The following is a 13,452-nucleotide window of genomic DNA, read 5'->3' as shown; positions in this document are numbered from 1 at the left end:
GCGTCAAATGGTATGACATGAAATGCCATTATCATTAAACCAAGGTAATTAGGAACGTAATGAAGAAAACATTCACGCTAAATCACGAGAAAATCAAATACCCTCGTATGGTTGATGCTGCAAAGCACGAAGTGAAAAAATATTTGAAAAGAGAGCGTAATAAAACGCTACCTGAAGATGCTGACTATTGGGCATTTGACTGTAAGTTTGGTAACACAGCTGAAGATGCGCAAGTTGTGCACGTTGCTGAATTAAGTAACCAAATTGGCGAAATTGAAAAGCAAGGTTTGACCTCTTTCTATGTAGAGATTTTAGCTCGACCTGCTCAACGTCAACAGTTAGATTTAGATGATGACGAATAACACTTAATTTAATTAAGTGTTCGAAGTTTTAAAATGAGCCCAAGTGGCTCATTTTTTGTTTTTATGCATTAAAGATTCACCATAAATCATTTTTATTAGTAACTAATAAGTAGAATTTTAATTTATTAACATTTGCATAACAAAATATAGTGATATAGGGTGTGTTTAATTAAAAAAACAAAACAGTTGTACCATGCCTATAAATTACTCTGACCACCAATTGAAATTAAGCTTAAAGAGCTCTAAGGTACTTGTCGTTGACGATCAGCTATTAAGCTTAATTGTATTAAAAAAAATATTATCAGAGCATTTTAGTGTAACAACAACGAGCTGTGGTGAGGATGCGATTGAAATTTGTAAACATAATCCGCCAGATATAATACTACTCGATATTAATATGGAAGGAATGAGTGGTATTGAAACATGTCTAAAATTAAAAAATATATCTGAAACACAAGATATCCCCGTTATTTTTGTAACCTCATCTGAAAATCAAGAAGAAGAGTGCTGGGAAGCCGGAGCTGTAGATTTTATAAAGAAACCAACTAACTCGGAAACTTTATATAGAAGAGTGCGCGCCCATATTACGATGAAACTTCAACATGACTTACTCAATCAAAAAGTATTTCTAGATGATTTAACAAAGGTATTCAATCGTCGTTATTTTGATGCGCATTTTTCTAAAATGGAACGAAGCGCCTTACGAGAAAAAGTCGACTACGCACTATTACTCATCGATATAGACTACTTTAAGCAATACAACGATCTTTATGGTCATGTGCAAGGCGATACGGTTTTAAACCTTGTTGCACAAACTATTACTAATAGTTTGCAAAGGCCAACCGATTTTGTTGCGCGTTACGGCGGCGAAGAGTTTGTAGTTGTTCTACCGCATACAAGCACTGAAGGTGCAATTTGTGTTGCTGATAAAATTAAACAAAATGTGGTCGATTTAGGAATATTACACAGATATTCAGAATATGACTTTGTGACTATTAGTATTGGCGGTGCAACCCTACAACCGTACGTAAATAACAAAAACACCTTGCAGATCGCAGATGAAAAAATGTATGAGTCCAATATGCAAGGCCGTAACCAAGTGTGTTTTTAAGTTTAGCTAGCTAATAAATCACTTTGCCACTTAAAAACACCTTGTAGGTGATAAATATTAAATAAGATTATTTATTACACGCTATGACATTTTTTGTACTTTTTATTGCTACCACATGGGCAGTCATCATTTCTGCCCACTTTAATATCTTCAACAGGATATATAGTGCCATCTAAATAACGCCATTGAGTGTTTTCTTTAATAAACTGCGATTTTTCGTGAAGCTCACAAAATAAGTTTTGATAAAAATATTGGGCTTTAAATTCTACAGTACCGGTATCGCCATCATGGCTTGACCCAATTACATCAAGATTTATAAATCGACAGCTGTTAGCAAAATCATTGATTTCTTTAACCGGATTTTCAGCTTGTTTTTCTTTTGCGTAGGTTTGATAAACATATTCTGCATTTTTAATAACATAAGCGCTGAATCGTGAGCGCATAAGTTGTTCAGGAGAATCAGCCTGTTTAACAGATAAGTGAAGCGGCTCGCAGCAATCGGCATAATTGTGCCCACTGCTGCAAAAACATAATGTGGTATTGAGTGAAGTCATAATAATAATACAAAGTCTAAAACATTAGTTTAACAAGCTTATTGGGCGAGTGATATCTCTGTTGTTTGAGACTTTTTAGTAAAACAGTATAGTTTTGTATTCGTTTTACTTAAATCGAACGATAGATTCGTAAGTAGTTGGTTATTAACTATATCGGTCCAGGTAATTACCGCTGCAAAGTTTCCGTTATGTAATGCAGAATTTAATACATACTCTAAATTTACTAGGTGCTTTTGTCTAATAACAAGTAATTTACTTGTATCAATAGAGCATGAGTCAAGTAAAGCTTTGCTAGGTACGTGATCTGGAGCAATTAGTAACGTCCATGCATTAGAGCTATTGTATTGGTGTAATACTTTTAAAAGCTCAAAGGTCGCTGAAATTTCATCTTCAATTTGAATCAAATTCACGCAATCGCTTTGCTCATCTTGTTGGTAACTTTTAACTGTTCTTACGGTAATAGGCTGTAACATAATTTCACTCACTGGGTTTTTATACAGTATTTATATACAGTAGTTTATACAGTGCTTTCGTGCAAGCCTTTTATGCTATTTATTTGTACAGTTATTCAGCTTTTGATCATTGTTTTTATTTTTTTGATTTATAATTCTTTATTAATCAGCTTGTTATGGAATTATTTTTGAGAAGGTATTCTAAAAATAAATTTTTGAGCAGTGTCTTCATTTTGGGGTTTTATACTGTATAGGATTATCTTTGTAACCATATACAGTATTTTTTTACACTGCATACAGTACTTCTATCATGGTTAGCTTATGTGTTTTCACTCGTGCGAGGGATCATATGAGAAAACTGGAGTTGGTGGATTTGTTCGTACAAACTTGCCGCATAACATTGAGCATCTTTAAATCGCTTAGTTTCGATATGTTTGCGTATATCTGTAACCGCTGCAGTGGCAGGGGCGTACCCTTGGCTACTTGCTAAGCTTAACCAAGCTACAGCATGAAATACACTTTGTGGCACGCCTTCACCTTTCACAAAGAATAAACCTAAATAAAACTGTGCTCTATGGTTTCCCGCCATTGCAGCAAGCCGCATCCATTTTGCAGCCAATGGAGCTTGATTATTTTTTAAATAATATAGGGCTTTATTTAACGTACTTTGCTCATCTTTTTTATTATCAACGGGCACAGAGGTATTTTCGGGTTGAGTAACAAAACCTAAAATATTATCTAGCTGTTGCTCTAAGTCTTGCTCACAAGGTGTTGTTTTAAGCATATTGGTTCATTTATTATTTTAACTACTCTAACAGTTTAGTATATAGCAAGGTAAAATGTCCTGTAAAAGATAATTTTTATGTTAAAATCTCGCCACTTTTTACTATCACAAGTTTATTATGTTCGAAGCCTTATTTAAACTGAGCGAAAATAATTCAACAGTTAAACGCGAATGCGTTGCTGGCCTAACTACCTTTATAACTATGGTATACATTGTATTTGTAAACCCGGCTATGCTCGCAGAGGCTGGGATGGATCAAGGGGCTGCATTTGTAGCGACATGTATAGCAGCTGCGATAGGCTGTTTTATAATGGGTTTATGGGCTAACTATCCATTAGCATTAGCGCCTGGTATGGGACTAAATGCCTTTTTTACGTATGGTGTCGTATTAGGAATGGGTTATACCTGGCAAGCCGCGTTAGGGGCTGTATTTATGTCGGGTTGTATATTTTTGTTTTTAAGCTTATTTAAAGTCAGAGAGTGGATTATTAATGCCATACCTCTGGTGCTCAAGCGAGCAATCGCAACGGGTATAGGTGCTTTTTTAGCATTAATTGCCCTTAAAAATGCAGGCATTATCGTCTCAAGCCCGGCAACATTAGTGCAGTTGGGCGACATTACTTCTCCAGGACCGTTATTGGCTATATTAAGCTTTTTTGTAATTGCAGCGCTTTTATATCGCGATTTTAAAAGTGGCGTACTTATTAGTATCTTATTAGTGACTGGCATTGCTTTAAGTTTGGGGCTTGTTGAATATCACGGTGTTATGGCTATGCCACCATCAATAATGCCTACTTTTATGCAGCTAGATTTTGCAGCCGCTTTTGATATATCAATGATGAGTGTTATTTTTGCTTTCTTGTTTGTCGATCTTTTTGATACTTCGGGTACATTAGTTGCGGTAACTCAAAAAGCAGGTTTAGCTGATGAAAAAGGTAACATGCCTCGTTTAGGGCGCGCATTAAGTGCTGATAGCTCAGCAACAATTGCAGGTGCGATGCTAGGTACGTCTACGACTACATCGTATATAGAATCGGTTGCTGGTGTATCTGTTGGCGGACGTACTGGCTTAACAGCTGTAGTTGTAGGCATTTGCTTTTTACTAATGATGTTTTTTGCACCGCTTGCACAAATGGTACCGGCTTATGCTACGGCAGGTGCTATTTTATATGTCGCTGTTCTGATGCTGCAAAATTTAAAGTTTGTAAACTGGGATGATATGACCGATGCAATTCCTGTTACTGTGGTATTACTAATGACACCATTAACGTTTTCGATTGCGCACGGTATTGCACTTGGCTTTATATCTTATACGGCGGTTAAAGTCTTGTGTGGCAAGCAAGATCAAGTCAGTATTAGTGTTTGGATATTAACAGCCTTGTTTGTTTTCAAGTTTGCATTTTTGTCTTAATCGCTAACAAAAAACACAAAAAAGCCTGCACAAATTTTAATTTGTGCAGGCTTTTTTAATGCTTTTATAAAAGCGCTACCATTTCTTTTTAGGAGCAAACAGTATATCTAAGTCGTCTTGCTCTTCTTCTGTTTTCTTTTTAAGTGCGCTTGCATTAGAAGCTCGCAGTTCAACACTAATTGCCTCTAAGTAACCCTCAACTTCTAGCCGTTTTGTTGTTACATATTCATCAGAGTAGGTAACTGCGCTGAGTGTTGCCTGCGCTTTTTCAAAATACTGTCTTGCTGAGCCAACCATACTCGCTGAGCGGGCAGATAAGCCACGTTTTATTTGGCTTTCAATATTAATACGCAGTTGTAGTTTTTCGAGACGTTTATCTTCTAAAACAAAAACTTGGCTATCAATACGACCTTTGCTGTGTTCAGAGCGTAAAATTGAGCGTAATTTTTTAATGCCTTGAATTAGGCCTACAAGTTGTTTGTCATTACTAGGTAGCGTTAAAGCTTCATTGCTATTATCTTGAACTGGATTAGATAAGTGCGTTTTTGCTTCACTTAAGCGGCTTTTAAGTGCTTTAGATGTTTGCGAGTTAGTAACCATTGTATTTAAAGCTTCGTAAATACGGCGCTGTAATGTACGAATTAGATTTTCAGAAAGGGGGATGTTAGCACTATTCATTAGTGCCTCTTCTGTTTCTTCTATTATAGCTTTTTGTTTTGTAAGCTCTTTACGGCGTTCTGCCTCTTGTTTTTCTTTGTGTTGTTGTACAGCACTTACCCAAAGTGCAATCACAATCAATGCAACTATAAGCACTATTATAATAGAAACGATCATGGTGTAATTCTCGGATATATAACCTAATTATTTAATCTTACATTAAATATACGTTAACAGGGTAGCTTTGCGCCGATTAACTTAAAAAATATACCAAAAAATTGATAGGTTGAGCTCTTTATAAACTGCAGTAAGCCTAAGGGCTTATAAACTAAAGCTGAATAATCATCGCTACCTGAAGCATATTTATTATGCTAGCCTTGAGCTCTAATCAGATAATTGCACACCTAAAGACCTAAAGTGCTATTTTACGTAAATAACACTTGGTTTTAAGCGGTATTGCCTTTATAAATAATATGAATAATAACGTTAAAATTTGCAGCCATGAAATTACAACAACTCAGATACATCGTAGAAGTACAAAATCATAAATTAAATGTTTCAGCGACTGCTGAGAGTTTATTTACCTCGCAGCCAGGAATTTCTAAACAAGTACGCATGTTAGAAGATGAGTTGGGTGTGCAAATTTTTGGTCGCAGTGGTAAGCATTTAACGCATGTAACCGGTGCCGGCGAAGATATTATTAATATTTCTCGTGAAATACTCTCTAAAGTAGAAGGTATTAAAGCCGTTGCTAATGAGCATACGCTACCTGATCAAGGTAAGTTAAATATTGCTACAACACATACCCAAGCTCGTTATGCTTTGCCTAACGTAATTCAAGGGTTTATGAAAAAATACCCTGCGGTATCGCTTCATATGCACCAAGGTACTCCACAGCAAATATCGGATGCTGCAGCACGCGGTGATGCCGATTTTGCTATTGCAACAGAAGCACTGCATTTGTATTCAGATTTAGTTATGCTGCCTTGCTACCATTGGAATCGCAGTATTGTTGTCGCTAAAGACCATCCGTTGGCTAAAAAGGCAAATAGTTTAACCGTTGCTGATATTGCTCAATATCCACTCATTACATATGTATTTGGTTTTACGGGCCGCTCAGAGTTAGATAAAGCGTTTAGCGCACACGGGCTTGAACCACACATTGTATTTACCGCAACCGATGCTGATGTTATAAAAACATACGTACGACTGGGTTTAGGAGTTGGTGTTGTTGCTTCAATGGCGATAGATCAAGTGAGCGATACCGATTTAGTGTGTATTGATGCAAGCCACTTATTTGAAGCTAGTACGACCAAAATTGGTTTTAGAAAGGGCAGCTTTTTACGTACTTATATGTATGATTTTATCGAACGTTTTGCACCGCACTTAACTAAAGAGCGAGTAGAGCGAGCAAGCTTATTACGTAACCAAGATGACGTAGATAAGTTATTTGCAGATATAGAGTTACCCGTTAAATAATGTCACTACATTAAATGAATAATAAAAAAGCCGCCTATTTTAAAAATAGGCGGCTTTTTCTTTTTATAGCGAGCTGATTAACATTCGATAATATTAACAGCCAATCCACCGCGAGCGGTTTCTTTATATTTAGTTTTCATATCGTTACCAGTTTCAAGCATGGTTTTAATCACTTTATCAAGCGATACCTTTTGCTCGCCACTGCCACGTATAGCTAAACGTGAAGCGTTAATTGCTTTAATAGCGCCCATTGCATTACGTTCAATACACGGTACTTGTACTAAGCCACCAACAGGGTCGCACGTTAGGCCTAAATTATGTTCCATACCAATTTCTGCTGCGTTTTCTACTTGCACAACATTGCCACCAACAATTTCTGTTAATGCGCCTGCAGCCATAGAGCACGCAACGCCGACTTCACCTTGGCAACCTACTTCGGCACCCGATATAGAGGCATTCTTTTTATATAAAATACCAATAGCAGCAGCGGTTAATAAATAACGCGTGGCTATATCGCGGTCTACTTCTTTCACAAATGTGTGATAGTACATAAGCACAGCCGGTAAAATACCCGCAGCACCATTAGTTGGTGCGGTAACTACACGGCCACCTGCAGCGTTTTCTTCGTTTACGGCAAGGGCAAATAAATCAACCCAGTCCATTGCACGAAGCGGGTCGTTACTGACCTCTATATTTAGTTTTAAGTATAAGCTGGGCGCACGGCGTTTTACTTTTAAGCCGCCAGGTAAAATACCTTCGGTGCGCATACCACGGTCAATACAAGCCATCATTACTTTCCAAATATGGAACAATGTGTCTTTTACTTCGTCTTCAGTGCGCAGTGTTTTTTCGTTTTTCATCATCAAGGTAGAAACACTAAACCCAGACTCTTTACACATCTCTAGTAGTTCTTTTGCGCTACCAAATGGGAAGGGGGCTGGATTTTCTTCTCTAATATCGAGGGCTGCTTGTTTTTCGTTTTCAAACTCTTCGTCGGTAACAATGAAGCCACCGCCAATAGAGTAATATACTTTGCTGTAAATTTTTTCGCCGTTGTTTGAGGCGATAATTTCCATTGCATTAGAATGCTTAGGCAGTGTTTTACGACGATGAAAAACAATAGCACCTTGTTTTGGGAATTTGGCTTTATGTGTTTTGTTTAAATAAATAACCTGATCTTTTTCAATGGTCGCTAAAATGTCGTCGACTAAATCGGCATCAATTGTTTCAGGATCGTAACCGGCTAAACCAAGAATTACGGCTTTACCCGAGCCATGGCCAACACCTGTTTGACCAAGAGAGCCATAAAGCTCTACTTTAATATCGGTAACATTTGCTAATAATTGTTGTTCTTGTAGGTCATTAACAAATAAGCGTGATGCGCGCATTGGGCCAACGGTGTGTGATGACGAAGGGCCAATACCAATGCTAAACATATCAAATGCACTGATCATAATGTGTGTGTCTCTACTTTGTTTTATCAGCACGAAGCTGCTCTTTGAACGGTCGAGCATGATAACGTGGAATTGTGATTGTGTAACTACTAATAACGAAGATTTAAACTGGTAAGGCGAGTTGTTTTGTAAAGTTTTTTATAATGCTTGCAGTCGCACCCCAAAGTAAACCATGCGGCGTTTTAAAACCTTGCAAAATAACCGTTTTCCCAAATCGTTGAAAAGGTAAGGGTTGCCAGTTAGCTTCGTTATTTAATTCAGTAACAGAGAGCAAAAAGCTCGCTTGTACTTCATTATAGTCATTTTCCCAGGTGGTGTTTTTTTTGAGTAAACCCACATAGGGGCTAATACTAAAACCCGTTAAGGTTGAATACTCAGGTAAGTGACCTAATACATTAACGTTGCTTTGGGCAATATTTAGCTCTTCTTTTAGTTCGCGAAGTGCTGTGGTGCGAAGGGTAATGTCGCTTACTTCAAACTTGCCTCCGGGCAAACAAATCTCCCCAGGGTGATGGTGTAAATAAGTAGGGCGTTTACACAGTAAAATATGTGCATGGTTATCTATATCAATAATTGGCAGCATAACAGCGCTAGCGCGTTTTTTACGTGTGTCTTTTAACTGATTTGGCGCAGCTGTAGGGCTTAACAGAAACCGCGCCATAATGTGTTCACTATTCAAAGCGACCTACTGTTTTAATAAAGGGAGGATTTTATTTACTTTATCGTAAGTTTCTTGATATTCCAATTCGACTTTAGAATCAGCGACTATTCCGCCACCTGCCCAGCAGTAAATTTGCGCTTTGTGGCACACCAATGTGCGAATAGTGATACTCGTATCCATATTTCCACATGCACTTAAATAACCAATTGAACCACAATAAATGCTGCGGCGATGCGGTTCTAATTCTTCAATTATTTCCATCGCTCTAATTTTTGGCGCACCGGTGATTGAGCCACCCGGAAAAGCCGCTTTTAGCTGATCGACCGCTGTTTTACCTTCATCAAGTTCTGAGGTGACCGTGCTTACTAAATGATGCACTGCCGGAAAGCTTTCAATAGCAAAAAGCGAAGGGACGTGAACGCTGCCAGGTTTTGCTACTTTGCCTAAGTCGTTACGTAGTAAATCAACAATCATTACATTTTCAGCGCGATCTTTAGCTGATGCTGCGAGTATTTTCGCTTGTTGTTGATCCTCTAGTGCATCTGCTTTTCTCGGCAGTGTTCCTTTAATAGGCTTGGTTTCTACAACGTTATTGTTTACAGATATAAAGCGCTCAGGAGAAATTGATAAAATAGCTCCTTGAGGGTGATTTATAAAGCTTGAAAACGGCGCTTTATTTGCCTCACGCAGTTTAATATAAGCTGCCCAAGGGGAGCCTTCAAACTGAGCGTTAAAGCGCTGCGCTAAATTAATTTGGTAACAATCGCCACTTTTTAAATACTCCTCAATTTGGGCAAACTTTGCAGCGTATTCCGTTTCGCTCATATTTGATTGCCAGTCGCTGTTTAGGGCAAAGGACTGCGTATTAACTTGGGAGTTAGCGTGTGTATTTAAGTATTGCTCATAAAGCGCTAATCGATCGGTGTTTGGCTGCGATACATAAAACCAGCTTTGTTGCTGCTTGTCGTAAATAAGGGCATCTAAGTAAAGGCCAATAGCCATTTGGGGAAGATTAATATCTTCGATAGCACGAGTGGGGATGTTTTCAATTGTACGGCCTAGGTCGTAGCCAAAGTAGCCAAGCCAGCCGCCGTTAAAGGGTAAATCGTAATCGGCTTTTGTTTTATCAAGATGCGAAAGCTCATTATTCATAATTTCAAAGCAGTTATCACTACTTTCCATATTATTTAAAAAGCTTTTATTATTTTTTACTTCAAGGGTACTTTGCGGCTCAATGGCAATAATATCAAAACGGCTGTTTATATGATTACTATTTGCAGAATCTAATAGAATTGCATAAGGCAAATGTGAAAAATGCGCAAAAACGTCAATGCAGTTTTGTGTTATGCCTAATTTAATACAATTTTTTTTATTGTTTAGCATTTACTGCCCCTTTAAGAACTGGCTCGAAACGGGCTGGGAGGGTATCATAAGTCAAATTTTTTGGCAGCACTAAGCTGTAAAAAACAGTGCAAACCACCGTCACCGGTTTGATTTAGATTACGCGACAACGCGTAACGGTAACTTAAGGAACCACTATGAGTACAATTTGTCAGCAAGACTTTATTGATAGCATTGAAGATGCATTGCAATATATTTCGTTCTATCACCCACTTGATTTTGTTCAAGCTCTCGAAAAAGCTTACAACAAAGAACAAAGTAAAGCGGCTAAAGACGCCATTGCACAAATTTTAATTAACTCACGCATGTCGGCTGAAGGCAAGCGTCCACTTTGCCAAGATACCGGTATTATTACCTGTTTTGTTAAAGTAGGTATGGATGTTAAGTGGGATAAAACAGATTTAACCGTTCAACAAATGGTTGATGAAGGTACTCGTCGTGCATATTTGAATCCAGATAACCCTTTACGTGCATCTATTGTTGCAGACCCTGCTGGCACGCGTAAAAACACGAAAGATAATACGCCTTCGGTTGTGCATATTGATTTAGTGGCTGGTGGTAAAGTAGAAGTAATGGTTGCGGCTAAAGGCGGCGGCTCTGAAAACAAAAGTAAAATGGTTATGTTAAACCCGTCAGATGATGTTGCTGAATGGGTAGAAAAAACACTACCAACAATGGGTGCTGGTTGGTGTCCGCCAGGCATGCTAGGTATAGGTATTGGTGGTACGGCTGAAAAAGCGGCAGTAATGGCTAAAGAGTCGTTAATGGATCCGGTTGATATCCATGAACTAATGGAACGCGGCGCAGAAACGACTGAAGAAAAACTGCGTTTAGAAATTTTTGACCGTGCTAATAAATTAGGTATTGGCGCACAAGGCTTAGGCGGTTTAACAACGGTTGTTGATGTTAAAATTAAAACAGCACCAACGCATGCAGCTTCAAAACCTGTAGTAATGATCCCTAACTGTGCGGCAACTCGCCATGTACATTTTACACTTGACGGTTCTGGCCCTGCTAATTTAAAAGCACCTAAGCTAGAAGATTGGCCACAAGTAACATTTGAAGTGGGCGAAGGCACACGTCGTGTTGACTTAAATACACTGACTAAAAAAGATGTTCAAGAATGGAAAATGGGTGAAACTGTTTTACTTTCGGGCACTATTTTAACAGGTCGTGATGCAGCGCATAAACGTCTGCAAGATATGATCAATTCAGGTGAAGGTTTACCAAAAGGCGTAGACTTTGATAATAAATTTATTTATTACGTTGGACCAGTAGACGCGGTACGCGATGAAGCAGTTGGTCCTGCAGGCCCTACAACAGCTACTCGCATGGATAAATTCACCGATATGATGCTAGAAAAAACAGGCATTGTAGGCATGATTGGTAAAGCTGAACGTGGCCCTGCAACGGTTGAGTCTATTAAAGAGCATAAATCTGTTTATTTGATGGCTGTAGGCGGCGCAGCTTACTTAGTATCTAAAGCGATTAAAAAAGCACGCGTAGTTGCTTTTGAAGATTTAGGTATGGAAGCTATTTATGAATTTGAAGTAGAAAATATGCCAGTGACCGTTGCAGTAGACAGTGAAGGCGCCAATGCGCATACACAAGGCCCTGCAATCTGGAAAGCTAAAATAGAAGAGCTTGATAGCAAGCTAAAATAACGTACGTTTTGTATTTTTAAAAAGCGAGCCTAGTGCTTAACACCACTCGTTTAAGAACGAGTGGTGTTTTTTCGTTTATACCTAACTGGATATTTTTGTGTCTTTGCGAGCACCGTTCGCGGATAAGCTTTTCGCTTTCTTTTCTCCGGTAATATTAGCCGTTTACCGTTTTCACGTAGTTCTTTTAGCTTTTTAGGGATTGTCCCGGGGCTTCGACCTGAGCACCATAAAAACTCGTCTTGTATTAGGTATAATGCGTTTATGAAACTGATGCGTAATGGCTCCACTTTATGGGCTTTAGCCATCTCTGCCATTTCAAGTCTCACGATATTGTATGACGTCAGAATACCCCAGAGCTCTTGATAAATACCTTCCTGTTTCAAGCTCCGTAGCGCTGGCTTATTAGATAATTGATATTGCTTGAGCTCACCATATCCTCGCTCTATTTCCCATCGTTGCCAATAAACATCGAGTAGCGCTTTCAGCGGGTACTTTTCTGGACAGGCGCATGAGGTGATGAATCCTTTTATTTCACCTTTAGGTGTCGGAATTTGAATAAGCCTTGCTTGCCATGTATCACCTAGGTAAGGGGCTGATTTTTTAGCTTGTGGCGAAATAGGCATTGTTATTAAGTGGTCGTAATCGCTAAATGATTCCGTTATTTCATAGCGCATTTTACTTTTGATGGGCGTAAGCCAATGATGATTTTCGCTAACACCTTGCCAGCTCGTGAATAGTTCAGCCGAAAAGAAACCTCTATCAAATAGAGTTAGTGAATGTTCAGGTGCTGAGCCAACAAGCTGTTGAGCATAATGAATTTCACTTTGAGTAATGGGGCCAAACGCTGCATCGGATATTAAATGCGTTCTTGTCGACATCAAGGTTACAGCAAGTACTGAGGGGAAGTTCGTTGTCGATTGAGCATAGCCAAAATGACGGTTACTCGGCGTATCTTGGGTTTTAAATTGTGTACCGTCAACGCTTAGCAGCTTTAAACCACACACGTCATCAAAAGTTTGCGACTGCTCCCACTGCGTTGCTGTATGTTTAAAAAGGTGTTTCATAGGCGCTGCGCCTAGCTTTTCTTTCCCTTTTATAATACTGCTGGTCGCCAATGGTGGAAGCTCTCCTTTAGCGTCAGGAAAAGCGAGCTCTAGTTTGTCACAGACTTCAGATATTGAGCGGTTTCTTAATAAACCAATTCCTAACACAAGCCAAGCGGCTTGTTCGGCGGGGAAGCGTCGTTTGCGTACAGAGGCTCTTCCTGTTTGGGTAACAGCTTCTTCAATCCACTCAAGGGGAATGTGCTTAGTGAACGAATCAATATCACGATCTTGGCAAAACTCAGTCGTAAGGTGTAATTCTTTAATAAATTCAGACATAAAAATAGGCCACAACTTCTGTTGTAGCCTATTATGAGCCCTTTGAAAGATCGTTCAATTAGCTTAAACGATCTGCATTA

Annotated in this window: 13 protein-coding genes; 5 read left to right on the top strand and 8 right to left on the bottom strand. The window is 38.8% G+C overall.

Annotation, left to right across the window (positions count from 1 at the left end; all coding sequences use genetic code 11):
- The first annotated feature begins 59 nt into the window (after positions 1–59).
- Together L659_RS0114335 and L659_RS0114330 are read left to right on the top strand one after the other, a co-directional pair.
- Positions 60–362: a DUF6172 family protein gene (locus tag L659_RS0114335; RefSeq protein WP_002961433.1), complete on the top strand. Its 303-nt coding sequence runs from the start codon at positions 60–62 to the stop codon at positions 360–362.
- Positions 363–555: 193 nt separating this feature from the next.
- Positions 556–1,473 (top strand): diguanylate cyclase, encoded by a 918-nt coding sequence (locus tag L659_RS0114330; protein WP_024590994.1) that lies wholly within the window; start codon positions 556–558, stop codon positions 1,471–1,473.
- Positions 1,474–1,547: 74 nt separating this feature from the next.
- On the opposite strand, the gene L659_RS0114325 is transcribed toward L659_RS0114330, so the two are convergent.
- From L659_RS0114325 to L659_RS0114315, 3 genes are all read right to left on the bottom strand, one after another.
- The gene (locus L659_RS0114325; RefSeq protein WP_010555087.1) at positions 1,548–2,027 is read right to left on the bottom strand and encodes a YchJ family protein; all 480 of its coding nucleotides are present in this window, start codon (positions 2,025–2,027) and stop codon (positions 1,548–1,550) included.
- A 38-nt stretch (positions 2,028–2,065) separates the two neighbouring features.
- Positions 2,066–2,500, bottom strand: a complete 435-nt coding sequence (locus tag L659_RS0114320) for a SulA-like leucine-rich domain-containing protein (protein ID WP_007583705.1) — start codon at positions 2,498–2,500, stop codon at positions 2,066–2,068.
- Between the two features lie 298 nt (positions 2,501–2,798).
- Positions 2,799–3,263: a tetratricopeptide repeat protein gene (locus L659_RS0114315; RefSeq protein ID WP_007583707.1), complete on the bottom strand. Its 465-nt coding sequence runs from the start codon at positions 3,261–3,263 to the stop codon at positions 2,799–2,801.
- 118 nt (positions 3,264–3,381) lie between these two features.
- Here L659_RS0114315 and L659_RS0114310 point away from each other — a divergent pair, with 118 nt between their 5' ends.
- Positions 3,382–4,674 (top strand): NCS2 family permease, encoded by a 1,293-nt coding sequence (locus L659_RS0114310; protein WP_010555089.1) that lies wholly within the window; start codon positions 3,382–3,384, stop codon positions 4,672–4,674.
- 75 nt (positions 4,675–4,749) lie between these two features.
- On the opposite strand, the gene L659_RS0114300 is transcribed toward L659_RS0114310, so the two are convergent.
- The gene (locus L659_RS0114300) at positions 4,750–5,508 is read right to left on the bottom strand and encodes a hypothetical protein (protein WP_024590993.1); all 759 of its coding nucleotides are present in this window, start codon (positions 5,506–5,508) and stop codon (positions 4,750–4,752) included.
- Positions 5,509–5,832: 324 nt separating this feature from the next.
- On the opposite strand from L659_RS0114300, the gene cysB reads away from it, so the two are divergent.
- Positions 5,833–6,810 (top strand): HTH-type transcriptional regulator CysB, encoded by a 978-nt coding sequence (gene cysB, locus L659_RS0114295; RefSeq protein ID WP_002961670.1) that lies wholly within the window; start codon positions 5,833–5,835, stop codon positions 6,808–6,810.
- 77 nt (positions 6,811–6,887) lie between these two features.
- Here cysB and L659_RS0114290 read toward each other — a convergent pair whose 3' ends face one another.
- From L659_RS0114290 to pabB, 3 genes are all read right to left on the bottom strand, one after another.
- Positions 6,888–8,264, bottom strand: coding sequence for an L-serine ammonia-lyase (locus tag L659_RS0114290; protein ID WP_024590992.1), 1,377 nt, complete (start codon positions 8,262–8,264; stop codon positions 6,888–6,890).
- 103 nt (positions 8,265–8,367) lie between these two features.
- Entirely contained in the window at positions 8,368–8,943 is a 576-nt protein-coding gene (locus L659_RS0114285; RefSeq protein ID WP_024590991.1) for an NUDIX hydrolase, read from the bottom strand.
- A gap of 6 nt (positions 8,944–8,949) precedes the next feature.
- Complete coding sequence (gene pabB / locus L659_RS0114280; RefSeq protein ID WP_024590990.1) at positions 8,950–10,308, bottom strand: aminodeoxychorismate synthase component I; 1,359 nt, start codon at positions 10,306–10,308, stop codon at positions 8,950–8,952.
- 155 nt (positions 10,309–10,463) lie between these two features.
- Between pabB and L659_RS0114275 the strand changes: the two genes are divergently transcribed.
- Positions 10,464–11,990 (top strand): fumarate hydratase, encoded by a 1,527-nt coding sequence (locus L659_RS0114275; protein WP_024590989.1) that lies wholly within the window; start codon positions 10,464–10,466, stop codon positions 11,988–11,990.
- A 50-nt stretch (positions 11,991–12,040) separates the two neighbouring features.
- On the opposite strand, the gene L659_RS0114270 is transcribed toward L659_RS0114275, so the two are convergent.
- Positions 12,041–13,372, bottom strand: a complete 1,332-nt coding sequence (locus tag L659_RS0114270; protein ID WP_024589925.1) for an IS4 family transposase — start codon at positions 13,370–13,372, stop codon at positions 12,041–12,043.
- Positions 13,373–13,452 lie beyond the last annotated feature (80 nt).

The organism is Pseudoalteromonas sp. S8-8, from assembly GCF_000497875.1.
Lineage (GTDB): Bacteria > Pseudomonadota > Gammaproteobacteria > Enterobacterales > Alteromonadaceae > Pseudoalteromonas > Pseudoalteromonas arctica.
This window is presented reverse-complemented; position numbering and strand designations above follow the sequence as displayed.